At 46.6% G+C, this 26,914-nt stretch carries 14 protein-coding genes and 2 pseudogenes; 14 read left to right on the forward strand and 2 right to left on the reverse strand.

Annotated features, from left to right (window positions below; translation table 11 throughout):
- Positions 1-25 precede the first annotated feature (25 nt).
- Both QUA71_RS11230 and QUA71_RS11235 read left to right on the forward strand, forming a co-directional pair.
- Positions 26-5,470 carry an AAA family ATPase gene (locus QUA71_RS11230; protein WP_333284897.1) on the forward strand — a complete coding sequence of 1,815 codons (5,445 nt, stop codon included), beginning with the start codon at positions 26-28 and terminating at the stop codon, positions 5,468-5,470.
- Positions 5,471-5,920: 450 nt separating this feature from the next.
- Complete coding sequence (locus QUA71_RS11235; protein WP_333284899.1) at positions 5,921-7,567, forward strand: calcium-binding protein; 1,647 nt, start codon at positions 5,921-5,923, stop codon at positions 7,565-7,567.
- A gap of 67 nt (positions 7,568-7,634) precedes the next feature.
- Here the strand turns inward: QUA71_RS11235 and QUA71_RS11240 are convergent, their stop codons facing one another.
- Complete coding sequence (locus tag QUA71_RS11240) at positions 7,635-8,000, reverse strand: hypothetical protein (RefSeq protein WP_190663272.1); 366 nt, start codon at positions 7,998-8,000, stop codon at positions 7,635-7,637.
- A 401-nt stretch (positions 8,001-8,401) separates the two neighbouring features.
- Here QUA71_RS11240 and QUA71_RS11245 point away from each other — a divergent pair, with 401 nt between their 5' ends.
- Together QUA71_RS11245 and QUA71_RS11250 are read left to right on the forward strand one after the other, a co-directional pair.
- Positions 8,402-9,244, forward strand: a complete 843-nt coding sequence (locus QUA71_RS11245; protein WP_333284901.1) for a photosystem II manganese-stabilizing polypeptide — start codon at positions 8,402-8,404, stop codon at positions 9,242-9,244.
- A 462-nt stretch (positions 9,245-9,706) separates the two neighbouring features.
- On the forward strand, positions 9,707-10,480 hold the full coding sequence (locus tag QUA71_RS11250) for an RNA polymerase sigma factor SigF (RefSeq protein WP_333284902.1): 774 nt from the start codon (positions 9,707-9,709) through the stop codon (positions 10,478-10,480).
- Between the two features lie 108 nt (positions 10,481-10,588).
- Here QUA71_RS11250 and QUA71_RS11255 read toward each other — a convergent pair whose 3' ends face one another.
- Positions 10,589-11,755, reverse strand: a complete 1,167-nt coding sequence (locus tag QUA71_RS11255) for a pyridoxal phosphate-dependent aminotransferase (protein WP_333284904.1) — start codon at positions 11,753-11,755, stop codon at positions 10,589-10,591.
- Between the two features lie 237 nt (positions 11,756-11,992).
- On the opposite strand from QUA71_RS11255, the gene QUA71_RS11260 reads away from it, so the two are divergent.
- From QUA71_RS11260 to nrdJ, 10 genes and pseudogenes are all read left to right on the forward strand, one after another.
- The gene (locus QUA71_RS11260; RefSeq protein WP_333284906.1) at positions 11,993-12,505 is read left to right on the forward strand and encodes an adenine phosphoribosyltransferase; all 513 of its coding nucleotides are present in this window, start codon (positions 11,993-11,995) and stop codon (positions 12,503-12,505) included.
- 236 nt (positions 12,506-12,741) lie between these two features.
- On the forward strand, positions 12,742-13,782 hold the full coding sequence (locus QUA71_RS11265; RefSeq protein WP_006630980.1) for an ABC transporter permease: 1,041 nt from the start codon (positions 12,742-12,744) through the stop codon (positions 13,780-13,782).
- Between the two features lie 287 nt (positions 13,783-14,069).
- Positions 14,070-15,086 (forward strand): annotated as a pseudogene (locus tag QUA71_RS29240) (leucine-rich repeat protein); the annotation flags it as partial.
- A gap of 468 nt (positions 15,087-15,554) precedes the next feature.
- A pseudogene (locus QUA71_RS29245) lies at positions 15,555-16,121 on the forward strand (DUF6745 domain-containing protein); the annotation flags it as partial.
- A 181-nt stretch (positions 16,122-16,302) separates the two neighbouring features.
- Positions 16,303-17,256, forward strand: coding sequence for an ABC transporter ATP-binding protein (locus QUA71_RS11275; RefSeq protein WP_333284911.1), 954 nt, complete (start codon positions 16,303-16,305; stop codon positions 17,254-17,256).
- A gap of 77 nt (positions 17,257-17,333) precedes the next feature.
- A complete protein-coding gene (locus tag QUA71_RS11280; RefSeq protein ID WP_333284913.1) occupies positions 17,334-19,001 on the forward strand; it encodes a hypothetical protein in 1,668 nt (555 codons plus the stop codon).
- 575 nt (positions 19,002-19,576) lie between these two features.
- Positions 19,577-21,739 (forward strand): DUF4394 domain-containing protein, encoded by a 2,163-nt coding sequence (locus QUA71_RS11285; protein WP_333284915.1) that lies wholly within the window; start codon positions 19,577-19,579, stop codon positions 21,737-21,739.
- Positions 21,740-22,011: 272 nt separating this feature from the next.
- Positions 22,012-22,296 (forward strand): hypothetical protein, encoded by a 285-nt coding sequence (locus tag QUA71_RS11290; RefSeq protein ID WP_242716892.1) that lies wholly within the window; start codon positions 22,012-22,014, stop codon positions 22,294-22,296.
- 30 nt (positions 22,297-22,326) lie between these two features.
- Positions 22,327-23,019, forward strand: coding sequence for a hypothetical protein (locus tag QUA71_RS11295; RefSeq protein WP_333284917.1), 693 nt, complete (start codon positions 22,327-22,329; stop codon positions 23,017-23,019).
- A gap of 405 nt (positions 23,020-23,424) precedes the next feature.
- A complete protein-coding gene (gene nrdJ / locus QUA71_RS11300; RefSeq protein WP_333284919.1) occupies positions 23,425-26,712 on the forward strand; it encodes a ribonucleoside-triphosphate reductase, adenosylcobalamin-dependent in 3,288 nt (1,095 codons plus the stop codon).
- Positions 26,713-26,914: the final 202 nt, after the last annotated feature.

Here is a 26,914-nt window from a genome sequence, read left to right on the forward strand (position 1 = left end):
CGCGGAGGACGGGAAGAATAAAAGTATGGCAAGTATAAATTTTACATTGACAGGTTATCAAATTCTCGATCGCATTTACTCAGGAACTCGCACCCTAGTTTATCGAGCTTTCCGCAGGGGCGACAAACAGCCCGTCGCCATCAAAGTCTTGCGGAGTCAGTATCCCACCTTCAGCGAACTGGTGCAATTTCGCAATCAGTACACGATCGCCAAAAACCTCAACTTACCCGGAATCATCGAAACCTACAGATTGGAAACCTACCAAAACAGCTATGCGCTGGTAATGGAAGACTTTGGGGGAATTTCTCTGAACGAATGGATGGAAAAACAGGAAGCGGGGCCGTCTCTGAGCGAGTTTTTGCAAGTGGGCATCGACCTGAGCAATACATTAGATATACTCTACCGCCACCGGATAATTCACAAAGACATTAAACCAGCCAATATTTTAATTAATCCCCAAACAAAACAAGTCAAACTCATTGACTTTAGTATTGCATCATTGCTGCCAAGGGAAACTCAAACCCTGATGAATCCTAACGTCTTGGAAGGAACACTCGGCTATTTGTCTCCCGAACAAACGGGAAGGATGAATCGGGGGATTGACTACCGGACAGACTTTTATTCTTTGGGCGTGACTTTTTACGGATTGCTGGCGGGACAATTGCCGTTTCAATCCAACGATGCGATGGAATTGGTACACTGTCATATTGCCAAGCAACCGCCCTCACTGCATGAAATCAATCCCGAAATCCCGCCGGTACTCTCGGAGATTGTCAGCAAATTAATGGCAAAGAATGCCGAAGACCGCTATCAGAGTGCCTTGGGACTGAAATTCGATTTAGAATTTTGTTTGAAGCAACTTGAAGAAAACGGTAGGATAGAGAGTTTTACGATCGCGCAGAGGGATGTGGGCGATCGCTTCCTCATACCCGAAAAACTCTACGGCCGCGAAGCCGAAGTTGCCGAATTACTCTCCGCATTCGATCGAGTATCAGGTTTTTCCCAGCAGCCATCAGAACAGGGTGGAGGCTGTGAGTTAATGTTAGTTGCGGGTTTTTCTGGGATAGGGAAAACTGCAATTGTCAATGAAGTTCACAAACCAATTGCCCGCCAGCGCGGCTATTTCATCAAAGGCAAATTCGACCAATTTAACCGCAACATTCCTTTCTCAGCTTTTGTCCAAGCATTTCGAGATTTAATGGGACAACTGTTGACCGCCAGTGACCAGCAGTTGAAAAATTGGCAAACTCAAATATTGCAAGCAGTGGGCGATAACGGACAAGTCATTATTGAAGTAATCCCAGAACTCGAAAGAATTATTGGGCCACAACCGCCCGCACTCGAATTATCAGGAACTGCAGCCCAAAATCGGTTTGATTTGCTCTTTCAAAATTTTATTCGCGTGTTCACCAAACCAGAACATCCCCTGGTGATGTTTTTGGATGACTTGCAGTGGGCTGATTCCGCCTCGCTGCGGTTAATGCAACTGCTGGTTGCCGAGTCAGCAACCGACTATTTATTAGTAATTGGTGCCTACCGAGATAATGAAGTGTTTGCAGCACATCCGTTGATGCTGACACTGGATGCAATGGCAAAAGCTGGGGCGACGGTGAATACTCTGACGCTGGAACCGTTGAGTTCAGAAAGCCTAAATCATTTGGTTGCTGATACGCTCAATTGCGATCGATCTTGGGCAAGACCTTTGGCTGATTTGGCGGCACAAAAAACCCAAGGAAATCCCTTTTTTGCAACGCAGTTTCTCAAAGCACTGCATCAGGATGAGCTGATTGAGTTTGACCGGGTTGCTGGTTATTGGCAGTGCGATATTGTGCGAGTTCGGGAGGCAGCGCTGACGGATGATGTGGTCGAGTTTATGGCGTTGCAGTTGCAAAAATTGCCGCCAGGGACTCAGAATGTGTTGAAGTTGGCTGCTTGTGTTGGGAATCAGTTTGATTTGGGGACTTTGGCAGTTGTCTCCCAGCAATTGGAAACGGAAACGGCGGCGGATTTGTGGAAGGCTTTGCAAGAGGGGTTAATCCTGCCTGAAAGTGAAGTCTACAAGTTTTATATGGGGCGAGAAAGACGGGAGGAGGCCGAAAATTCGGAGGTGGTGAATTACAAGTTTTTGCACGATCGCGTTCAGCAAGCTGCCTATTCTTTAATTCCCCAACAAGAGCGATCGCGCGTTCACTATCAGATCGGACAATTGCTGATCCAGCAAGTTTCACCCGCAGCTATAGAAGAGCAAATTTTTTCAGTCGTCAATCAGTTGAATTATGGTATTGCGCTGATTGAAGACCAAACAGAACGCGACCATCTGGCACAACTCAACCTCACGGCTTGCCGCAAAGCCAGAGCCGCTACTGCTTATCAAGCTGCTCGCGAGTATGCTGCGATCGGGCTAAATTTGCTGGGAGAGAGCGCTTGGCAACGACAGTACGAGATGACCTTGAACTTGCACGAAATAGCCGCAGAAGTGGCTTCACTCTGTGGTGATTTTGACGAGATGGATCGGTGGATTGACACTGTGATTGATCATACCAGAACTCCCCTAGAGCGAGTGAGCGTTTACACCGTCAAAATTCAGGCATTATCGTCCCAGAACAAGTTTTTAGAAGCAATTGCTATCGGTTTGTTGATTCTCAAAGAATTAGGAGTTGAATTGCCCGATCGCCCTACATCAGAAGATATTCAGCAAGCAGTGCAGGAAATTAATAGCTTGATCGGCGATCGACCTATTGAAGAGTTATTCGATCTGCCAGCGATGGTAAACCCCCAAAAGCTGGCTGCGATGCAAGTGGCGGCAAGTATGGTGTCAGCTTGTTATCTGGTTGGTTCGTCTTTGTTTCCACTGGTGACTGCCTTACAGGTAAATTTATCTATCCAATATGGCAACAGTCGTACTTCAGCTTATAGCTATAGTTTTTATGGGGGGATTCTCAACAACTTTCTACAAGATGTGACGGTAGCCGATCAATTTGGCCGATTAGCTTATCGTCTTGCCAGTGGGGCGGATGCCAAAAATATTCGCTCTGCAACTTGTGTTGTGATCGGAGCCATGTTGTACCATCGCAAATCGCATTTGCGGGAGACCCTCCCCATTTTTCAGGCAGGCTATCAAGCCGGATTAGAAACAGGCAATCTAGAGTTTGTCGGGCATAATGGCCATGGATTTTGTCTAAATTCCTACTGGTGCGGTCAACCTTTGGCAGAACTTGAGCCCCAAATTCGGGCATACCGTCAGCAATTACTCGACCTCAACCAACTAACGACGGCAAATTATTGTTCGATTTATTGGGAAACAACGCTGTTTTTATTGGGTAATCCAAACAAGTTTGAGATTTCCTTTGAAGAGGAAGGCTATGAGGAGAAGCTGGTTTCTCAGTCGCTTGCCTCTAACGATTTGTACCGACTCTACACCTTCTATCTGTACAGGGTGACGTTGAGATTCCTGCTGGAAGACATTGCTGGGGCCTGGGCAGATGTCGATCGAGCAAGACAGTATATAGCGGGAGGCCTAGGACTTACTTCCGAAGCTGTTTTATATTTCTATGACTCACTCATAGCCCTTGCCACTCCTGAGTCCGAGACTCAGTTAGAAACGCAGCGGCAACGAGTTCAGGAAAATCAAAGGAAGTTGCAGCATTGGGCAGAACACGCCCCCATGAATTATTTGCATAAGTGGCAGTTGGTAGAAGCAGAGAAATACCGAGTTGCCAGACAGAGGGCAGAAGCTATTGAAATGTACGATCGCGCCATTTCTGGAGCGAAAGAAAACAAATACATCCAAGAAGAAGCCCTTGCTAACGAATTAGCAGCTAAATTCTACCTGGACTGGGGCAAAGAAAAAGTGGCACAAGCTTATATGCAAGACGCCTACTACTGTTACGCTCACTGGGGTGCGAAAGCCAAAATCGATGACTTAGAAAAACGCTACCCCCAACTTCTTGCTCCCATATTGCAGGCAAGAGAAAATCGTTTTGGCATCAGCGAAACCCGCCTCCACACAATCAATAAATCGTCAGTTTTACATCAAACCTTGCACACAAGTCTATCTAGCAGTAGCAGTATTTACGAAGCCCTCGATTTCGCGACTATTCTCAAAGCCTCCCAAACTCTATCAAGTGAAATTCAATTAGAAAAAGTTCTGGCTGCACTGATGTCTGTGGTGATGGAAAATGCCGGGGCAAAAAAAGCAGTTTTGCTGTTGGTTAAGGATGGAAATCTCGCGATCGAAGCTGTAGCTTCCTTCAATCAAGATGTCATCTCAATATCTGTACCGCTGTCAGCCAGCTACGAGGTTCCCGCTGCTGTGCTTAACTATGTTAAGCGGACTTGGAAAACGGTAGTTTTGGATAATGCAGCAGTACAAAACGATTTTATTGCAGATACGTATTTGATGCAGGAAAAGCCCAAAAGTGTGCTGTGTACCCCGATTTTAAATCAGGGTAAATTAATCGGGTTGCTATACCTAGAAAATAACTTGACAATCGGTGCATTTACAGAGGATCGCACTGAAGTCATTCAACTTTTGTGCGCCCAAGCAGCTATCTCTCTAGAAAATGCGCGCTTGTACCAACAATCTCAAGCTTATGCAAAAGAATTAGAGCGATCGCTCCTTGATTTGCAGCAAGCACAGTTACAGATCGTGCAAAGCGAAAAAATGTCCGCCTTGGGCAATCTCGTCACAGGAATAGCCCACGAAATCAATAATCCTGTCGGCTTTATTAACGGCAATATTGAGGAAGCAACGACCACGATTAAAGATCTGATTGGACACTTAAAATTATATCAAGAAAAACTGCCAAATCCCGGCGATGAAATCGAAGAAGATGCTGAGGATATTGATTTAGAGTATGCCTTAGAAGATTTGCCAAAGATGCTGTTGTCGATGAAAGTGGGGTGCGATCGCATTCGCGGCATTAGCACCAGCCTCCGCACCTTCTCCAGGGCCGATAAAGACTACAAAGTTCCGTTTAATATCCATGAGGGCATTGACAGCACCATCTTAATTTTGAAACATCGGCTGAAAGCCAACGAACACCATCCTGCGATCGAAGTGGTCACAGACTACGGCAATCTCCCCCCCATCGAATGCTTTCCCGGTCAACTGAACCAAGTCTTTATGAACCTGCTTGCTAACGCGATCGATGCCCTAGAAGAATCACACCAAGGACGCAGTTTGGAGGCAATTAAAGCCAATCCACACTGTATCACAGTTCGTACCAGTCAGTGGGGCGCTCGGCACATCAAAATTCAGATTGCCGATAACGGTGCGGGCATGACAGAAGCAGTGAAACAGCGGATTTTTGACCATTTGTTCACAACGAAGGCAGTAGGAAAAGGCACAGGGTTAGGATTGGCGATCGCCCGCCAGATAGTAGTCGAAACCCACGGCGGAACAATTAATGTGAATTCTACTTTGGGGGGAGGAACTGAATTTGAGATAGTGTTACCTGTTACCGAATAAAAGTACAAGACATTCTCGATCATTTTAGATTTTATATTTTAGATTTTAGATTGAAGAATTGGGAAGGACAGATGACCTAATGATTTGGAACACGGGCCTACAGTTGCATTTTTTTAAAAGTGGTATCTGAAGTAAAAGTTTGAGGCGGAGCAAGAAGGAAAAAGGTTATTCATTTTTCCTTCTTCCTCATTTCGTTTGTCGAGTTTGACTTTCTTGAGTGCGATCGACTAATTTCTATTTGAAAAAATCCAGAATAACTAAATTAGATTGCCGATCGGGCATTATACCAGCCCCGATCGCAACTGCGGACACGAGCAAAACTTCCAGCGCCCCTTCGCCAGATTGCCAAAATCTCAATTATGCTAACCTAGGCAAGCAGCAATCCCTTGTTACGAAGGCGATTAACATAATTTCAAACAATTTATTTTATTGAGGACCGGTGTATCCCGTATGGCAAACCTGATCGGCACAGACAGCAACGACTTTATTCTAGGAACTCCGCTGAGCGATCGAATTCGGGCCTTAGATGGCGATGACACGCCCCTGGGTGCGGGAGGAGATGACACCCTAGAGGGCGACGGCGGCAACGACCAGCTTCTTGGAGCTGACGGAGCAGATTCGTTGCTTGGCGGTGAAGGAAATGACGAACTCATTGGCAACCAAGGGCGCGATTTTGCTTCCGGCGGGAACGGCGACGACTCGATTCGCGGCGGTTTGGGCAACGACATCCTCGAAGGCAACGACGGGATAGACAGCGTGGTGGGAGACGCTGGGGACGACTTAGTTTTTGGCAACGGAGGCTTTGATGTGATTGCCGGGGGTACTGGCAACGACACGCTCACAGGGAATGACGGCGACGATTCCGTGTTCGGGAATGCTGATGACGACTTTCTCTACGGGAATTTTGGGAACGATTCTTTCAACGGCGGTAGTGGCAGGGATCAACTGTTGGGCGGTGAGGGCAACGATTACTTTAGCGCCAGTGACGGCGACGACACTTTGTACGGCAATGCCGACAACGATTCGCTCTTCGGAGATGCTGGTAATGACCAGATATTCGGTGGGAAGGCTGACGATACAGCTTTTGGCGGCAGCGGTTCCGATACCCTTCGCGGCGATGAAGCCGACGACTCGGTACTGGGAGATGAAGGTAATGACTTCCTGTTTGGTGGCAAAGGTAATGATGGTATCGACGGCGGTTTGGGCGATGACTCCTTGGCCGGAGGTATCGGCGACGATACAATTTTGGGCAGTTTCGGCAATGACAATTTATTTGGGGCAGAGGGTAATGATTCTCTGATCGGAGGTGAGGGTTCGGATACTCTGATTGGCGGCAGCGGCAGCGATGTCTTTGGATTGGGAGCCGGGCCTGGCAGTCTGGCTTTAATTACTGATTACAATGACACAGAGGATTTCTTTGGACTACCGAGCAATTTATCTTTCGCTCAACTGCAAGTTCGCCAAGGTAACGGTGCAAATGTCAGGGATACAGTAATTACGACGCAAGATGGCAAGCTTTTAGCAATTTTGACAGACACTCCGGCCGCGCTGATCGAGGCGAATGATTTTATCGCTGTGACTGGGACGGGTACCCCCAGACCAACCACCATTACAACTACAACTACAACTACAGTTACCAGCACAACTACAGATCCAACTCTAACTCCAACTCCGACTGAGACGCCGACTCCAACTCCAACTCCAACTCCGACTCCGACTCCAACGCCGACTCCGACTCCAACTCCAACTCCGACTGCAGCACCGACGCCGACTCCGACTGCAGCACCGACGCCGACTCCGACTGCAGCACCGACGCCGACTCCGACTGCAGCACCGACTCCGACGCCGACTGCAGCACCGACTCCGACGCCGACTGCAGCACCGACTCCGACGCCGACTGCAGCACCGACTCCGACTCCGACTGCTTCGAGGATTCCAATTCCGCCGACAGTTAGCGTGCCTGATTCGCCTCTGCTATCAATTAGTTCGATCCCCCCGAGGCCGACTCCCGGACTATTGCCAATGCCCGGCCAGACGCCGATATTCCCGACGGTGCCGAACCCGATACCCTTAGCTCCTACACCTTTCGGGTTCTAGGTGCGATCGCGCAGCTCAGTGATGAGTGATGAGTTAATGTAAAACTCACTAAACTCATCACTCAAAACTATTTAACGTCCTGGGGAGTTTCGGCCGAGTCTTCTGGCGGCTCGGCTGGAGAATCTTCTAGAGGAGATAATAATTGTTGGGTGTACCCCAAGAGCGATCGAAGTTTCATGCGGTGGATGTAAGGCCAGCCGCCATTGGCTTCAATATTCCTGAGCAGTTTGTAAAGTGCTTGGCGGTTGTCGGGAAAAGACGCTTGAAACAAACCGTCCCGAATTTCCCGGTGCGAAGCTTCCAGCCTCCGCAGCAGGGCCAAAAGCAGCAGACTGTCTCCCTGACAACTTTCGGCTAAAGTCCGAATCGCCTCTGTCACTGATTGCATTTGAGACTGCAACTTTTCTGACTCTAAATCTTTGCCGTTGTCCATACCGCTGCTTCCTTTGAAATCTACAAGGCCTTTGTCCCCAGCCTTTTGGTCAACCGACTAATCGAGCTAGTCGCGATCGTCATTCGGGGCCATAAGCAAAGTAACTTAAGTAGGTTGACTTAAGCAATATTAATTTGCAGTCCAAGTCAGGAAAAGAGCACCACCCGTCGTACCATGTGTATTGGGCTGCGATCCGAACATGATTGAGAAATCATAAGTTCATGCTTATTTTCACGGCGCACTAGCTTGATTTTTTGAGTCAATGCCGGTGTCTGTGAAGCGAGCGATCTGGATCTAAATGCTGCCCTAAGCGCTGGCCTAGCCTGCCGGCGGGCAATTATATTTTGCTCGAAGTAGGGCTTTTTCTTAATATAATCCGATGTTGGATATTGAGGTTGGCAATGAAATATCGTGCTTTAATTGTTGCACTTTTAGCATTTTGCATGAGTGCGCTGGTTGCTTGTTCTTCTGCTCCTGACACGACGGTGGCGACTACCGAGTTGCTCACCTACGACGAGATTAGAGGTACTGGCTTGGCTAATAACTGCCCTAGCTTGGCAGAAACTTCTCGGGGTTCGATACCCATCGAAGCGGGTGGCACCTATAAACTGAGTGGTTTGTGTTTGCAGCCCACAACTTATTTTGTCAAGGAAGAACCAGCAAACAAACGCCAAGAAGCGGAATTTGTGCCTGGTAAATTGCTGACGCGGTTCACCTCGAGCATTGACCAAGTTCAAGGTACGCTCAAGGTGGGTAATGACGGCACTCTGACTTTCAAAGAAGAGGACGGCTTGGACTTTCAAGCAATTACGATTCAATTACCGGGCGGAGAGCAAGTACCTTTCTTGTTCACTATTAAAGAACTGGTAGCCAGTTCCGAGCCCGGAGTGGTTGCTATCAATACTTCCACCGATTTGAGAGGGGAGTTTAACGTTCCTTCTTACCGCAGCGCAGGCTTTTTAGACCCTAAAGGTCGCGGGGTAGCGACTGGGTATGACAATGCTGTAGCGCTTCCGGCTTCTGACAATTCCAAACGTGTGCGGGCTAATGTTAAGGTAGCTGACACCAGCACCAAAGCTGGCAAAATTTCTCTCCAAGTTGCTAAAGTCAACAGCGCCACTGGCGAAATCGGCGGAATTTTTGAGAGCACGCAGCCTTCTGATACTGATTTGGGAGCTAGACCGGCTCTGGACGTGAAAATTCGGGGTTTGTTTTACGCTCGCATTGAGCCTTCTGTCTCGTAAAATTGGCTTTCTGGATCGATCGAACTTGAGTAGTTTTTTATCCTAAAGGTACTGCTCGCTCTTCATTAGCCAACAGTCTTGAGCAACATAACTTAGGACTGTTGACTAATGACTAAATTTATGATTGAATTGTGGTGATTGGCAAGTTATGAAGTTGGGATTTTTTATTAATTAAAGTATTGTAGTCAAAGCGCTTTCAGCTTATAATATATTTTTAAAAAAACCTGGTTAAATTGGGGATTCGGTTGAAGGCCTTCTACCTGGTAAAAGTCTGCCTTATGCCGAAAACCTTCTGATAATCCCGCTAAATCCGTTCACGTTCCGAAAGTTAAACTGGTGTGTCCGGTATCACACCTATTAAGTGCTAGGATTACACTAGCTAAAAGTGAATTGTTTTAGACTAGATAAGAAGCTAGATCTAAAGCAACCTCCGTCCTCTGCTCTACCAACCCTTATGTCACCATGTCTACCACAGTGCCGAACGAGCTAAAAAGCGAAAATTTGCAATTGTTGCGCGAGTACCAAATTTCTGGATCGAATGAAATCCGCAATCAGTTAGTTAAACTGAATATTGGACTGGTCAGAAAAGAAGTTTACCACTGGATCAACCAGTGCGGTGAAAGCTACGACGATTTGCTGCAAGTCGGATGTATTGGTTTGATCAGGGCGATCGAGCGGTTTGAGATCGCCAAGGGACACGCTTTTAGTTCCTTTGCAATTCCCTACATACGGGGCGAAATTCAACACTACTTGCGGGACAAAAGCCCTTCTGTGCGCTTTCCCCGCCACTGGCAGTCCCTGGAACGCAAATCAGTAGCAGCGATCAAGGATTTGCAGGTGCAGTTAAACCGCAAACCTACGGATGCTGAAGTAGCAGCAGTCCTTGAGGTTTCTTTAGAAGAATGGCAAGAAATTAAGTTGGCCCATCTCAACCGATCGCCTCTGAGCTTGGACGCGCCGATGCAAGATGAGGATGAGGGGGCTACTTGTCTGGGAGAATTGGTGCCCGATACTAAGTATCGGAGTTTTCAGTTGGCGCAAGAGGATCAAATTCGCGTACAGCAAGCTTTGGCTATGTTGGAACAACGGACTCGCGAGATATTGGAGTTTGTTTTTCTCTACGATTTGACGCAGAAAGAAACGGCTGAACGCTTAGGTATCAGTGCGGTGACTGTTTCTCGGCGAGTTAAGAAGGGGCTGGATTTGCTCAAAGAGATTATGACTAAACAGCTTTAGTTATTAGTCCTTAGTCTTTAGTCTGTAGTCAGCAGTCAGCAGTCAGCAGTCACCAGTAAGCTGCTACCGATAACAAATAACAAATAACCACTGACTACTAACTAATTTTTAGATGCTGCGGACAAATTTATCGAGCCTTTCTACGGCTTTTTTAATTGTGCCTAAATCGGTGGCGTAAGACAAGCGAATGTGGTCGTCTGCCCCAAAAGCAATCCCCGGAATAACTGCTACTTGCTGCTGTTCTAAGAAAGCGTCGCAAAATTCCAAAGAATTCATTCCAGTCTTGCTGATGTTGACAAACATATAGAAAGCACCGTCTGGTTTGATGCAGCTAATTCCAGGGATAGCATCGAGTAATTCAAATATTACCTGACGCCTTTCGGCAAAAGCTTGACGCATTTTTTCGACAGATTCTTGGCTGCTTTCCAAAGCTGCGATCGCGCCGTACTGTGCAAAGGTACACACGTTTGAGGTACTGTGACCTTGAATGGTGCCGGTGGCCTTAATTAATTCGCTCGGCCCTGCCAAATAACCGATTCGCCAGCCTGTCATCGAGTAAGCTTTAGCAAAACCGCTGCTGATGAGAGTGCGATCGAAGATTTCTTTGCCTAGGGAACCGATGCTGACGTGTTGGGCGTCGTCATATATAATTTTTTCGTAAATCTCGTCAGCAACGACTAAAATATCTCGATCGACTATCACCTCAGCCAAGGCTTTGATTTCCGCCAGAGTATACACCATTCCCGTCGGGTTAGAAGGCGAATTCAGTACAAATAACTTGGTTTTGGGAGTAATCGCTCGACTCAGTTGTTCCGGTGTAATTTTATATCCTGTAGAAGCATCAGTCTGTACAATTACTGGCTTGCCGCTAGCGAGTTTCACCATTTCAGGGTAGCTCAGCCAGTAGGGAGCCGGAATAATTACTTCCTCTCCAGGCTCGATCAGAGCCATCATCAGATTGTAGAGAGAATGCTTGCCGCCGTTGGTGACAATGATATTTTCCGGTTGATAGTTGAGATTGTTGTCATCGCGGAGTTTGCGGGCGATCGCAGCTTTTAACTGCAGTTCCCCAGCCACAGGGCCATACTTAGTCTTCCCCGCGTCTAAAGCTTGTTTTGCCGCTGCTTTAATGTGTTCGGGCGTATCAAAGTCGGGTTCTCCCGTACTCAAACTACAGACATCAATCCCTTCGGCCTTCATGGCTTTAGCCTTAGCGGCGATCGCCAAGGTTATAGAAGGAGAAACCTCACCCACTCGTGCTGCCAACTTAATCATTGGATTTTAGATATTAGATTTTTGACTTTAGATCATAGGGTGACAAATGTTGATATTCAACCCTCTTGTTAGGGAATTATGACATTTGTTTACATAGTACGTAAAGGATTAAGCAATTAAAGAATAAAAATTAAAGAAGCTCTTAGTTTTAATTTTTATTTTTAAATTTTTAAATTTTGACGTTATTATTGTAGCATTTTTGATGCCTCGTTACCCTCAACGCCGATCTGCAACCTTATGGATCTCAAATCTCTGATTCGCGACATTCCTGATTTCCCAAAGCCGGGAATTCTGTTTCGAGACATTACAACTTTGCTGCGCGACCCGCAAGGGCTCAGCTACACCATTGACAGCTTAGCCGAAAAATGCTCTGCAATGTCTGTTGACTATGTGGTGGGCATGGAATCGCGGGGCTTCATCTTTGGCGCGCCTTTGGCTTATAAAATGGGAATAGGCTTTATTCCTGTCCGCAAACCAGGGAAACTGCCCGGTGCGGTTCATTTTGCTGAGTACGAATTGGAATACGGTGTCGATCGGCTGGAGATGCACCGAGATGCGATGGCATCGGGCAGCCGGGTGCTGATTGTGGACGATTTAATCGCCACTGGCGGAACAGCGGCGGCGACGGCTAAATTGTTGGAACAAGCTGGCTGCGAGCTTGTGGGTTTTGCTTTTATCATTGAATTGCAGGCTTTGGGCGGCAGGCAGAAATTGCCCGATGTGCCGATCGTCACGCTACTTGAATATTAGTTAGTTAACTGTTGGCAGTTGACTGTTGACTGTTGACTGCTGAATAAAAACTACTGACAAATAATATCCTTGAGCTTTGCATCGGAATGATTCATCTCTCTCTTCTGGAGACTCTGTGAGCTCTGCGTCAAGAGCGATTAAATCATTTCGATGCAACCGGAATTAAGATTATTCACAATTCTTCAACTCTTCAACTCTTCAACTCTTCAATTCTAAAATCTAAAATCTAAAATTGTATGACTTCTCTTAAGTTAAATCGAAATTGGCGAGCGTTGAATTCTCTGTTTGGCAGCGAGACATTTACTTATGTTGTCAAGAGACTGTTGCAGGCACTTTTAACCCTATTTTTGGCATCAATGCTTTGTTTTGCAATTATTGAGCTAGCACCGGGAAATTACTTGGATACTTTGAGCCAAAATCCGAAGATTTCACCGGAGACACTCAAGCAACTCGAACAGCAGTTCGGCTTAGATAAACCAGCTATTGTGCAGTATTGGCTGTGGCTGCAACAAATTGTGACGCGGGGGAATTTTGGCACGAGTTTTGTGTATCAGCGATCGGTAGCTTCGCTGCTGTGGGAACGGGTACCGGCGACGTTATTAATGGCGATCGCATCTTTGATTGTAACTTGGGCGATCGCGATTCCCTTGGGAATTGTCGCCGCCGTCAATCAAAACCGCACAGTCGATCGAGTTCTGCAAGTAGTCAGCTACACGGGACAGGGATTTCCGAGCTTTATCACAGCTTTGCTGCTGCTATTTTTTGCTCAGAATACTTCGCCTCTGTTTCCCGTCGGAGGAATGACAAGCATTGACCACGCAGACTTACCTTGGTGGGGTCAAATCCTCGATTACGGCTGGCACTTAATTTTGCCAACTGTCGCCCTCAGCCTTACTGGTTTTGCGGGTTTGCAAAGATTGATGCGCGGACAATTTTTGGACGTGCTGCGTCAAGATTATATCCGAACAGCACGGGCGAAAGGTTTGCCGGACGATCGAGTAATTTACATTCATGCTTTGCGGAATGCTGTTAATCCGTTGATTACGCTATTGGGTTTTGAGTTTGCTAGTTTGTTGAGCGGTGCGTTTATTGCCGAATATTTCTTTAATTGGCCGGGTTTGGGAAAGCTGACTTTGGATGCGGTGAACAATCAAGATTTGTATTTAGTAATGGCAAGTTTGATGATGGGTGCGACGATGTTGATTGTGGGGAATTTGTTGGCGGATTTGCTGCTCAAAGCAGTCGATCCTCGGATTAAGCTGGAAGATTTGAAATAGAAGACTTAATTCAGTAACAGAAGGTACGCAAGGGCGATTTGTAATAGTCAACAGTCAACAGTCAACAGTATTCCCATTACCCATGCCCTATGCCCCATGCCCCCTGACCCATCTCGGAGTGTTTTATGTCAGAAAAACAACCAAACGAGCCAATGAGTTTTAGCAGCTTTGCGGACTGGTGCAGGCATATTGACAGCCTTTCACAAGAGGCAAGGCACACAGTTAAAGTGTTGTTAGAAAAGGCTGGCACTGATGACGCACAAGCAGCGGAGCAGATACTTTCAAGCATGACAACACTCGATCTGGGCAAAAATAGAATTACCGACTTCAGCTTCCTCGGCTCGCTCACCAATCTGACAACACTGCATCTCGGCGACTATGAAATTACCGACTTCCGCTTCCTCGGCTCGCTCACCAATCTGACAACACTGCATCTCGGCGACTATGAAATTACCGACTTCAGCTTCCTCGGCTCGCTCACCAATCTGACAACCCTGCATCTGAGGAACAATCCAATTACCGACTTCAGCTTCCTCGGCTCGCTCACCAATCTGACAACACTGCATCTTAACAACAATCAAATTACCGATATCAGCTTCCTGGGCTCGCTCACCAATCTGACAACACTGCATCTTAAGAACAATCAAATTACCGATATCAGCTTCCTCGGCTCGCTTACCAATCTGACAACACTGGATCTGGGCATCAATGAAATTACCGACATCAGCTTCCTCGGCTCGCTCACCAATCTGACAACACTGGATCTGGGCATCAATGAGATTACCGACATCAGCTTTCTCGACCCGCTCACCAATCTGACAACACTGAATCTGTGCAGCAATAGAATTACCGACATCAGCTTCCTCGGCTGGCTCACCAATCTGACAACACTCGATCTCAGCGACAATGAAATTACCGACTTCAACTTCCTCGGCTGGCTCACCAATCTGACAACACTGCATCTTAACAACAATCAAATTACCGATATCAGCTTCCTCGGCTCGCTCACCAATCTGACAACACTGCATCTTAACAACAATCAAATTACCGATATCAGCTTTCTCGGCTCGCTCACCAATCTGACAACACTGAATCTCTACAGCAATCAAATTACCGACTTCAGCTTCCTCGGCTGGCTCACCAATCTGACAACACTGGATCTGGGCAACAATCAAATTACCGATATCAGCTTCCTCGGCTCGTTCACCAATCTGACAACACTGAATCTCAACTACAATCAAATTACCGACATCAGCGCCTTGCGCTGGCTCACCAATCTGACAACAGTCGAGCTATGGGGCAATGAAATTGCCCCTCTGTGCGTGTTAGGCGAACTCGCACAGAAACGTCTTACTCTCTCGACTAGGCCAATTGATGCTCAAAAAGCCACAGAAGCAGTCAAAGTTGCCTATGCCGCTATTAGCCTAGAACAACCCGAAATTATTATTTGCAGCAGTCCCCGCGACGTTTGTCTCCAAATCTTCAACTTGCTCAAACGCGACCCTAATAGATGGGAGATAAATCTAGACGCGAAATGGATGTCCCCTGTGGGAGAATTTGCAAGTCCGGCGCTGTGGAAGTATGAGCTCTATCGCATGACAATCGAGCCCGAAGCAGACAGTACACTGAGGTCGCTAATGCATGAATTGGTTGACAGCTATGTGCGATCAAAACGAACGATGGGGAATGTTTTTCCCCATCATTTGTCCAAGCTGAGATCCCCTTTAACCCCTACGACTTTGTGTAAAGAAATCTATTTGGCTCAATTATATGTCTCTTCATTAGGCGTCAATCTTTCGGAAAAGGCACAAGAAATACTTGGCTCCCAAAAGCAGATTTTCGAGCATTGCGGTTGGATATTTCCCTTTGAAAAGTTTTGCGCGGTGTGCGATCGCCCCCGCCACCTGCGCTTTGACAGTCAAAACCTGTTCCACGCGGAAGCAGAACCTGCGATCGAGTTTGCGGATGGATGGAATTTTTACTATTATCACGGCGTCAGATTGCCTGAAAAATACGGCAAAGTCCACCCAAATAAATGGCAATCCCAATGGCTTTTAGCAGAAGAGAATGCCGAAGTGAGGCGAGTGTTAATTGAAGGAATTGGTTACGAGCGCATAATTCAAGAGTTGCAAGCAAAACAAATAGATAGTTGGCAGGAATATGCACTCTTACAAATAGATAATGCCGAGGTCGAGCCGATTTGTTTGTTAAAAATGACTTGTCCGAGTACGGGATTCATTCACGCTTTGAGAGTCCCACCTAACCTGACATCAGCTAGGGAGGCAATTGCCTGGGTAAATTGGGATATCGATCCAGAGGAATTTTCCGTGCAGACTTGATATATAGCCTTTCTCACGTAAATTAAATGCTCGTGGGCTTCGGGCATAGCAGATATAAAAGCGTTTGAACTTTTAATTTCAGAACGGGGCTGACAATTTATTTAAGAACGGGCTAGGCTAGTTGTAGACTTCTATTTCCCTGCCAGGAATGCACCGATAAAACTTCATTCACCCTCCAAACATGGCAAAACAACTAGCAATAGAAACTCGCGGACTCACGAAACAATTCGATCGCCATATAGCCGTCAATGACATCGATTTGCAAGTAGCAGCAGGCGAAATATGCGGACTGATCGGCCCCAACGGTGCCGGCAAAACTACCTTGCTGCGAATGCTGGCGGCGGCTGAGGAACCGACTATAGGGGAAATTTACATCAACGGGGATAGGTTATTGCGCCATCGATCGCACCCAATTCTCAAACAGCGCATCGGCTTTCTTCCCGACGACTTTCCCCTCTACGACGACTTGACTGTTTGGGATTATTTAGACTATTTTGCCCGACTCTACAACCTCCAGCAACCGCGCCGCCGAGAGCGAATCAACTCGGTTTTAGAACTCGTGCAACTAACCAACAAGCGCAACAGCTTAATTTCTACCCTGTCGCGGGGGATGAAACAGCGCCTGAGTTTGGGGAGAACTATTATCCACGAACCGCTATTGTTGTTGTTAGACGAACCCGTTTCTGGCTTAGATCCGATCGCCCGAATGCAGTTCCGCGAAATTATCAAAGTTTTGCAAGAAGCCGGCATGACCGTAGTCATATCATCTCACGTCCTCAGCGACTTAGCCGAACTTTGTACCTGGGTCGGCATCATGGAACTCGGATATCTGGTGGAAAGCGCACCTTTACAAGAACTTTACAAACGCCTCAGCCGCCAGCAAATTTTCATGTCGGTTTTAGGAAATAAATTAGAAGCGCTAACATCGGCATTAAAAAACTTTCCTTGGGTAGAAAATTGGGCAATAATCCCGGAAACTCAACAGGTGTGCGTTGATTTTTCAGGAAGCCCGGAAGATGCGGCAAATTTATTACGGGAACTCGTCGCGGCCAACATTCCCCTAACTGAATTCCACTGCACTCAAGAAGACTTAGAAACCATCTTCCTCAAAATGGGACACCAGCAAGCATCCTAATTTGCTTTTTCCCTCCTTACCAAGATGAACAGTGAGTTATAACTGAGTCGTCACCTATTCCTAATCACGAATAACCAATGACACTCCACTTACTAGACAAAATAGGCAACTGGAATCCCCAGTTATTTCGAGAAATCAAAGGCCGCTTGAATACTGGCAATATGGCGATCGCCTCGGCTTTTTCCCTAAGCGCTCAAGTGCTGCTGTTCAAGTCTGTCAGCGCTCAGATACCCGTTCCCCCTCCTAAGGGGTCGTACACTAACCCCATCTATCACAGATTTTGCTTAGATGACGCCCCTCCCTATGAAAGAATCTGCGTCAGAGATGCCTTCAGCAACTTTGTCATTAACTGGCCGATGTGGTGGCTAGAGATATTCACTTGGCTGAGCATATTTAGCGTCTTAGCTTTATTAGTAGCCGGGACTTATCTACTTGTCAGTGACTTAGACAAGGAGGAACGCCGCGGCACGCTCAACTTTATTCGCCTCAGTCCCCAGTCTGCCAAAACAATTTTTATCGGCAAAATTCTCGGCGTCCCAATTTTACTGTATCTAGCAGCAATTCTGACAGTACCGCTGCACCTGTACAGTGGATTAGCTGCTCAAATACCCTTGAATGAAATTGTATGTTTCTACCCAGCGGTTGCAGCTAGCTGTGCTTTATTTTACAGCGGTGCGATGCTATTTGGATTGACAACCAGTTGGTTGGGAGGATTTCAACCTTGGTTGGCTAGCGCTATGGTTTTTGTTGTGTTTGGGATTTCTTGGCTTCCGCTCACGCGAACTGCTGTGGATGTGTTACATTTTTTGTCTCCCCTTGCTATGCTGAGATATCCGCTTTCTCTAGTTGATAAAACGGATTTCGATTCGTTAGTTGAAAACTTAGACAAGTTGCAATGGTTTTACTCGCCAGTGGGTACAAATATTGCGATTGGCCTTGCTTTGTCTCTCTTGGTTTGTGGTACAGGAACCTACTGGATGTGGCAGGGATGGCAGCGCCGCTTTCCCAATCCCAGTGCTACAGTTTTGAGCAAGCGGCAAAGTTATTTGCTAGTTATCTGCTGTCAGGTAATATTTTTAGGGTTTGCACTCCAATCAGACCCCCCAGGAGGCAACAGTAATCTCATCTGTTTACTTATCTTGAATTTGGTGATGTTCTTAGCTTTAATTGCAGCTTTAACATCTGACAGACAATCATTGTACGATTGGGCGAGGTATCGGAAACAAATCGTTCCCAGCAATCAGAAGCTGTGGCGACGCTACCCACTACTCGATTTAATTTGGAGCGATAAAAGTCCGGCTGTAGTTGCGATCTCGATCAATTTCCTCAGCTCAGTAATAATTTTAACACCTTGGGCGCTGTTGGAAAAAAGTGAGAATAATGGATTTGGGGGTGTAATTTTATGCCTGAATCTTATCCTGATTTACGCAGCCATCACCCAACTATTCCTATTTACCAAAACCCGAAATCAGGAAATTTGGGCTGCCTGCACAGTCGGCAGCGCTATCTTGTTGCCACCTGTGATTTTCTCTATGCTTTTACTAACCCCAGAAAAAGCTCCTTTTTTGTGGTTGTCTTCAACATTTGGCTTTTGGTTTTCGCCGTCTCTGACAGCCGCGTCAGGAAATACCTTTTTGCTATCCCTACTCAGTCAGTGGACTGTCTTGGTGTTGTTGAACCTCAAATTGCGATCGCAACTGAGACTCGCAGGGGAATCAGCTTCTAAAGCACTGCTGAAAGCTTGAAAAAGCTGGGGAAGGGATTAAACGTGAAACTCCGATTCAGGCAGGGATTTAAACCCCTGCCTGAAAGCTTAAGTCGTCTGAAAACAACTGTTTAACTAACTTATTATGCCAATTCCGCATTTATAATCCACTTTATATGGAGCGATGGTGGTCGCCGGTACACAGACAAAGCCCACCTTCGCAGGCTTTAACATTAAAGTTGAAAAAAAAATTCTGACTGTACAGATCCAAAATTATAGAGTCAGCGTATATTACTAATGAACGCAGTACACAATTTCATAGGTTCGCACCGCTAACAATTTCAGCTTGCCTGTTTGCAGTTAAGCTGCGCTCGCCCTTGGCTACACAGCAAACTATAAAATACGGCTAAGTGATCTGTATTTAGGAGTGAGTTTATTTGAATCCGGGGGCGGGTTTATATATCATTTTAGCTGCGTGTAATACTTTTATGGCAACCCACCCCTACAGCCGAAAATAAGAAAAACTATCCTAAAAGTGCGAATTTGTGATATTTTGACTGAGAATACCACCGCCGTTAGGCAACAGAAGTATCAAATTTAGAGGGTGATTAGATCATGGCAGAAATTAGAGGCACCGCACAAGCAGAATTGCTAGCAGGAACTCCAGAAAATGACCTAATTTTTGGTTTAATGGGGAATGACACCATTGCGGCAAACTCTGGGAATGACAGCATTTATGGAGGAAAACAAAGCGACTTAATTGATGGCAATGCTGGTCAAGATTCGCTTTTTGGAGATTTAGAGAACGATACTGTTAACGGTGGAGACGGTAACGATTTTTTAGTGGGCGGAAAAGGCAGCGATTCCATATCGGGAAACTCCGGCAATGATGTTTTGTCGGGGGATCGAGATACTGATGTCCTGATAGGCGGAGACGGGGCTGACTTATTTGTTTTGAGGCGCTACGCGGAGGCAGATCCTGGTCGTACCAGCGGCGGTGCTAATTTCGCAAATGCTGACGCGATCGCCGATTTTGCAGCCGGTACAGATTTAATCGGTTTGGCGGGAGGTCTTAGTTTTAGCGACTTGAATATTCAGGAAGCAGGAAACGATACTGTTATTCAAGACCGAGTGACTGGAGAATTTCTCGCTACTCTCAGAGGGGTTAGACAAAGTGCGATTAACCAGGCAAGTTTCACTAATAATATTGGCAGCGTTGTTCCCAGCCCCCCGCCTGCGGCGCGGACAACGGCTTATGCTTTAACTCCTGCTAATCGGATTGTCGGTTTTAGTCTTTCCAATCCGGGCAGTGTACTCTCAGATTTTCCCGTGACTGGATTGCAAGCGGGAGAAAGTTTGCTGGGAATTGATTATCGGCCCGCTAACGGTTTGCTTTACGGTGTGGGTTCTAGCAATCGCTTGTATACTGTCAATCCTATGACTGGGGAAGCAAGTCCAGTCGGTAACGGGCAGTTGGCTGTTCCTCTAACTCCGGGGGCTGCGGGTTTTGATTTCAATCCGACAGTTGATCGAATTCGGTTTGTCAATCAAGCCGATCAAAACGCCCGCCTCAACCCGGATACCGGCGCACTTGTGGATTTTGACACGCTGGCGGGGGGAATTCAACTCGACGGGAATTTGGCTTACCGGGAGGGCGATCGCAATTTTGGAAGTTCTCCGGCTGCTGCTGGGGCTGCGTATGTGAATAACTTTGCAGGGGGAACTTCGACAACGCTGTTTGTAATTGACAGCGATTTGGATGTTTTGGTGCGACAAGATCCGCCGAATAATGGAGTGTTGAATACGATCGGATCTTTGGGAGTTGATGCTACTAGCGTTCTCGGCTTTGATGTCAGGAGTATTGGCGGCCGTGAGGTGGCAGTGGCGGCGCTGGAAGTTGGTGGCATTTCCGGCTTGTACAATATCAATTTAAGTAGCGGTCAAGCTTCCTTGGTCGGTCAAATTGCCGACGGGAGACAGATTAACGGTTTGGCTTTGCCTTTGCCTACAGCTTACGCCTTAACTGTCAGAAATGGCGCTGAAACAATTGTCGGTTTTAACGAGGCGGCACCGCGGGCGATTCTCAGCGACGTGGCAGTTACAGGGTTGCAGCCGGGAGAAAGTTTGCTGGGAATAGATTTTCGCCCCGCTAACGGTGTGCTTTACGGTGTGGGTTCTAGCAATCGCTTGTACGCGATTAATCCGGTTACTGGGGCTGCAAGTCAAGTCGGTAGCGGGCAATTTGCTGTTCCCCTAACTCCGGGGGCTGCGGGTTTTGATTTCAATCCGACAGTCGATCGAATTCGGTTTGTCAATCAAGCCGGTCAAAACGCCCGCCTCAACCCTGATACTGGGGCACTTGTGGATTTTGACACGCTGACAGGGGGAATTCAACTCGACGGGAATTTGGCTTATGCTGCGGGCGATCGCAATTCTGGCAATCCCGGCGCGGCTGTTGGGGCTGCGTATGTGAATAACTTTGCAGGGGCAACTTCGACGACGCTATTTGCAATTGACACCAATTTAGACGTTTTGGTGCGCCAAGATCCGCCGAATAATGGAGTGTTGAATACTATCGGATCTTTGGGAATTGATGCTGGTACCGTTCTCGGCTTTGATGTCAGGAGTTTTGGCGGTAACGAGACGGCTTTGGCTGCGATCGAGGTTGGCGGAGTTTCCAGCCTGTACAATATCAATTTGACGACCGGTCAAGCTTCGATCGTCGGTCAAATTGGTGACGGGCGAGGGATTAAAGGCTTAGCACTGACTTTGATTTAACTGCTAGATTCCCAACGATTTTAGGCATCAATTATCTAGTTTTTAGGTGGAAAGTTGAAAACAAGTCAACTTTTCTACAATCTCAAATTGCAGGACTAAGGCCAACTGGCTACAAGTCGATAGTCCTGTGACAGTTGGCCTTAGTCCTAATTGTCAATCTAAAATCGTTTGGGCAATTCCAAATACTTCGGCTACGCGAGAGTACAAGTTCAAAATTCCCAATTCAAAATTCCCAACTTGAGGTAACATATTATTTTGACAACAAAGATAAGATGTTATCTCAAGTTTTTTACTTGCTCCGTTCCCGCAGTGACGGCAAATATCTCTGTGCCAATCCCAATCCCGATGCGGCAGTTAGTTACCTGCTGATGTTTCGCGAAGACTATGACGCTTTGAGTTATCTCAACGCCCACGCTGCTGAGGTTGCCGATCGATTTGGGGTAGAATCGATTTCTGGTTCTTCTGTCAAAAAGCTGCTCGAACGTTGGGGATTTAACGGTGTGGGGGTTGTTCAAGACCCCCTGTTGCCAAATATTGAGTTTTTAACAACTCATTAAAGTTATTTTCCTTAAAATTGAACTCGAATCATGAATCTAAAAAAAAGGTTGCCACACTCTCCCCTTGCGATCGCCGCTTATTGCCTAATTATTGCGATCGGCATCATGTTTTGGGGCGGGCCGATTTCTGTAGCTGGAGCAGTTGCAGAATTGAGAATTGGCGAAGGGTCTAGCTCTGAGTTAGCCCTTCGTGAAGGTCATCGAATCACGATCGTGTCCGGACATTCTTTTTCATGCGATTGGAAAGATGCCTCCCATAACATCCATCGATGTAGAACGAACCTGAAAGGTCGATCGCTTGAGATTGAATTTAAGGATGGATCAATGGAAGTAGTACCGCAGTGTAATATTAGATACAGCGGACAATCGTTTCAATGCGGCGGTTTTTATGACATGCGCCACAAACCCGGTCAAGCCGATCTCTGGATAGAAAATTCTCTGGGCTTAACAGACTTCGATCGAATTTGGCTTTTTTTAACCAATCCATTAGCCAATCTCTTCGGAAATATTACCGAACCTGATTGGGATAATATAACACCTATTTTGAGTTGGGTAGTAGCCATTCTAATTGCAGCGGCACTCGGTTTGCACTTTATGCAAACACCCAGGGTTGGGTCGAGATTTGCAGGTTTCATTCTAATCGTGCCGATATCAATATTAATCCAACCGATCGTTTGGTGGTTTACAGGATTAGTCTTGATACTAACCGGACACGTTGATTGATAAAGTAATAATAAGTAATAGACATCTCCCATAATTATTGTGGAACAGGCCGTCCAGCCTGTTCTTCACAGCCTTTTTGGAAGATGTCTAATAAGTGATAAGTGATAAGTGATTAACTCTCGAATTATAATTTCCATTTTCAAGCGCGGAAGCAAAGAGAGTAGTCATGCGATAAAGCCGTTTCCCGAATTCTCGGATGAGATTCAAAATAGCGTTATCGATCGCCTCGCCTTAAACGGAACTTACACCGTGTAATGGCTGTAGCGATCGCCCGATCGACCTTCCCGAGTCCGAAGCCCCATATTTAGTGCAAATTGTCAAATTTATCAAGCTTTCACCCTAAATCTGAATCCTGTTGTATATTCGTAGTCTGTTGATATATTCCGACACGTCAGTACACAACCTATGGTTCGAGAATTAGAGCGATCGAGTGCCCGCGAGAAACGCAACCTGTCCGATTTCCCCGAAACAGCACCCGCAGCCAATCCAGTATTTTTTAGGACTTACAGCCGCCGTACCGAGACGGGAAGGGAGACTTGGGAGGAAGTGTGCGATCGAACAGTCAAGGGGCTGCAAAAGCTGGGAAACCTCACCCCCGAAGAAACACAACTGCTGCACCGGATGCAAAACCAGCTCAAAACCCTCGCTTCAGGCCGCTGGCTGTGGGTAGGTGGCAGCAAATGGATCGAGCAACCAGAGAATTTTTCCGGTGCATATAATTGCTCCTCAACAAATATTCTCGACTGGCGTTCCTTTGGTTTGTTGATGGATTTGGCCATGATGGGCTGCGGCACTGGGGCCGTCTTGGAACCACAATATATCAATCAACTGCCGCCGATCCGCAACCGTCTAACCCTAACCATGCAAGGCGAAATCGGCTCTACACCCGCCCAGTCGCGCCGTGAAGAAACAGAAGTAAAAATAGCAGAAAAAACCGCAACTATTTATGTCGGAGATTCTCGCCAAGGTTGGGTAAACTCCTATCAAACTTTGCTGGAATTATCCACAGATGAAAGATTTGCAGGAGAAGTTCAAGTATTCATCGATTTGAGCGACGTTCGCCCGGTGGGAGAACCTTTAAAAGGTTTTGGCGGAGTAGCAAATCCCGTGAAATTGCCCGATCTTTATCAGCGCTGCGCCGCTATTTTGAATAAAGCTTTAGGGCGGCAGTTAAATTCAGTGGAATGCTGCATTTTGATAGATGAAGCGGCGGTCACGATCGTCGCAGGAAATATTAGAAGATCGGCCGGAATGCGTCAGTTTTCTTTTGATGACGAACTGGGGGCAAATGCTAAAAATAATTTGTGGCAACAAGATGAAAGCGGCAACTGGAGAATAGATCCCGAACGCGATGCCCTTCGGATGGCCAACCATACGCGAGTTTTCCATACCAAACCTACACTAGAAGAATGTATTGATGCTGTCCGCAAACAGTATTACAGCGGCGAAGGTGCGATTCAATGGGCTGGCGAAGCCGTAGCTCGATCTAACGTTGATTTACTTTCAACACCGAGTCTTAAACTTGAGTTTTTGAAAGCTTACGACGAAGGAAAAGCTAAAGAGTGGTTGCAGGAACGCCATCCTAATATGACTGCTGGCGAGTTAGAGCATCGGTTAGTCCGCGTGGGCTTAAACCCGTGTGGTGAAATCATCGGCTCTAATTTTCATTGTGTCCGTGGCGACACTCTGCTAATTACTAGAGACGGACTGCATAAAATAAAGGACGTTGTTGGAACTGAAATCGAGATTTGGAATGGTAAAAGATGGAGCTGCGTCACCCCATTTAAGACAGCGAGTGATACTTGTGGCGGGCGACGCAAACTTTATCGTGTAAAGTTTGGCGATGGTACTTATCTGGATGCCACAGAATATCATCGTTTCTTTGTCAAGGATCGCTTTGGTAAAGTTTACAGAGAAGTTCAAACCAAAGACTTGATGGATACAAGTCGATATAGCATTCATACTGAACCTTTTACAATTCAGTATGAAGATGGCTTGAATATCGATTCAAGTTATGCTTACACTTTGGGTGTAGCTGTAGGAGATGGAACTACCGACAAAAATGACCATGCGAAAGTTCGACTTTACGAAAGCAAAATGGCATTGTCAGTAGCAGGAAATAAGTCGCCTGAAAGAAACTATGACTATTTACCTGCTTTTACCGATGTAACTAACTTGAGCTTTTCTGGAGAGTTGCTGAAAAGTTTGAAAGTTAACCCAGAAGCACTAAATGTAATTGCGAGCTGGAATCGGCAAGCAATTTTACATTTTATTGCTGGATTAGCCGATACGGACGGCTCGAATACCCACAGTAATGGTATCAGAATTTATATTTCTGACCGCGCTCGCGCTTTCAGAGTTCAGTTACTTTTGACCAAATGTGGTATTCGTTCGTCGCTAAATCTTTGCGCTCATCAAGGGTCAATTACTAATTACGGTGTCCGAAGTCGGGATTTGTACTACTTGCAAATTACTGAGTGTGGTGAAATTCCTTGTCAGCGGTTAGATGTGAGCAAAGGGACGAATGCTAAACACAAAGGTAAATGGCAAGTCGTCAGAAGTGTCGAAGAATTACCAGGATTGCACGATACTTACTGCTTCAACGAACCAGAGTTTCATAAGGGAGTTTTCGGAAATACCCTAACTGGAAACTGTAATTTGGCAGAAGTTCACCTCAATCAAATTGATCCTTACAACTTCAAAGAACAGGAGGAAGCTTTCAGGGCTGCGGCTCTATCTGTCGCGGTACTTCTCAACCACAAATTTATTGAACCCCGCTATCAATACAGCCGCGAACTAGACCCGATTGTCGGCGTATCTTTCACGGGATTGTTCGATTTCTTCGTTCATGCTTTTGGCGTTGAGTGGTTGCGCTGGTGGGTGGAAGGCCGCCCGCAAACTCCGCAAGGAATCGCTTTTAAACAGCGGGAAGAAGAGTATTTGACTGGTTGGCGCGAGATTGTGAATCGGGTAGTATGGGATTATTGCGATCGCCATTCCTTAAAACGCCCAAATCGCTGCACCACGGTTCAACCATCGGGTACTAAATCTCTGCTGACAGGTGCTTCGCCTGGGTGGCATCCGCCGAAAGCCCAGCGTTTCATTCGCCGCATCACTTTCGGCAAAAACGACCCCGTAGCCCTCGCCTGCATCGACTACGGATACAACGTGATTCCGTCTCAATCTGACAAAGATGAAAACGGCAATTTGCTGAACAATCCCTTCGATGAACGCTGCACGGAATGGCTGGTAGAAATACCCGTTGCGGTAAGTTGGGCTGACTTGCCGGGTGCTGATGAAATTGACATTAACAAATTCTCAGCGGCGGCACAAATGGACTTTTATATGCAGGTGCAAAAGTTCTATGTCCGACATAATACTTCGGCCACGATTGAACTTCGCGAAAATGAAGTGGAAAGTTTTGGTAAGCGGATTTATGAAGCGATTCGCGATGATGAAGGTTACATTTCCGCAGCGCTTTTGGCTCGGTTTGATGCTCTTGAAACTTTCCCGCGTTTGCCCTTTGAACCGATAAATAAGGAAACTTACACCAAGATGGTGGAAGAGACTTTAGCGCGCCGGGAAATTGATGTTTTTCACGCAGCTTTGAGTCGCTATGACTTAGGTGAAATGATGGATTCCGGGCCTGCGGGCTGCGATTCCGATAAGTGTTTGATGCCGGAGACTAAATAGATTTAGCGATCGGCTTAAGTATGAGAAATCCCCTGACTTTGGGGATTTCTTTTTTTTGAGTTGCAAAAAAATGCACGACCAAGAAGTCGGGGATCTAATACCCGGATGACCTACTTATTTGAAAATATAGCAACCGCCAAGGCGGTTAAGCCGCTGTGCGAAGCACGGCTTCCATTGCATCCCTGAGACAGTCGAATTTAAT

This window comes from Microcoleus sp. MON1_C5 (genome assembly GCF_036701875.1).
Taxonomy (GTDB): Bacteria; Cyanobacteriota; Cyanobacteriia; order Cyanobacteriales; family Microcoleaceae; genus Microcoleus.

What these genes read in the sequence shown, in the direction of transcription:
- QUA71_RS11230 (WP_333284897.1), top strand. Translation starts at nt 26, where the DNA reads ATGGCAAGTATAAATTTTACATTGACAGGTTATCAAATTCTCGATCGC.
- QUA71_RS11235 (WP_333284899.1), top strand. Translation starts at nt 5,921, where the DNA reads ATGGCAAACCTGATCGGCACAGACAGCAACGACTTTATTCTAGGAACT.
- QUA71_RS11240 (WP_190663272.1), bottom strand. Translation starts at nt 8,000, where the DNA reads ATGGACAACGGCAAAGATTTAGAGTCAGAAAAGTTGCAGTCTCAAATG.
- QUA71_RS11245 (WP_333284901.1), top strand. Translation starts at nt 8,402, where the DNA reads ATGAAATATCGTGCTTTAATTGTTGCACTTTTAGCATTTTGCATGAGT.
- QUA71_RS11250 (WP_333284902.1), top strand. Translation starts at nt 9,707, where the DNA reads ATGTCTACCACAGTGCCGAACGAGCTAAAAAGCGAAAATTTGCAATTG.
- QUA71_RS11255 (WP_333284904.1), bottom strand. Translation starts at nt 11,755, where the DNA reads ATGATTAAGTTGGCAGCACGAGTGGGTGAGGTTTCTCCTTCTATAACC.
- QUA71_RS11260 (WP_333284906.1), top strand. Translation starts at nt 11,993, where the DNA reads ATGGATCTCAAATCTCTGATTCGCGACATTCCTGATTTCCCAAAGCCG.
- QUA71_RS11265 (WP_006630980.1), top strand. Translation starts at nt 12,742, where the DNA reads ATGACTTCTCTTAAGTTAAATCGAAATTGGCGAGCGTTGAATTCTCTG.
- QUA71_RS11275 (WP_333284911.1), top strand. Translation starts at nt 16,303, where the DNA reads ATGGCAAAACAACTAGCAATAGAAACTCGCGGACTCACGAAACAATTC.
- QUA71_RS11280 (WP_333284913.1), top strand. Translation starts at nt 17,334, where the DNA reads ATGACACTCCACTTACTAGACAAAATAGGCAACTGGAATCCCCAGTTA.
- QUA71_RS11285 (WP_333284915.1), top strand. Translation starts at nt 19,577, where the DNA reads ATGGCAGAAATTAGAGGCACCGCACAAGCAGAATTGCTAGCAGGAACT.
- QUA71_RS11290 (WP_242716892.1), top strand. Translation starts at nt 22,012, where the DNA reads ATGTTATCTCAAGTTTTTTACTTGCTCCGTTCCCGCAGTGACGGCAAA.
- QUA71_RS11295 (WP_333284917.1), top strand. Translation starts at nt 22,327, where the DNA reads ATGAATCTAAAAAAAAGGTTGCCACACTCTCCCCTTGCGATCGCCGCT.
- nrdJ (WP_333284919.1), top strand. Translation starts at nt 23,425, where the DNA reads ATGGTTCGAGAATTAGAGCGATCGAGTGCCCGCGAGAAACGCAACCTG.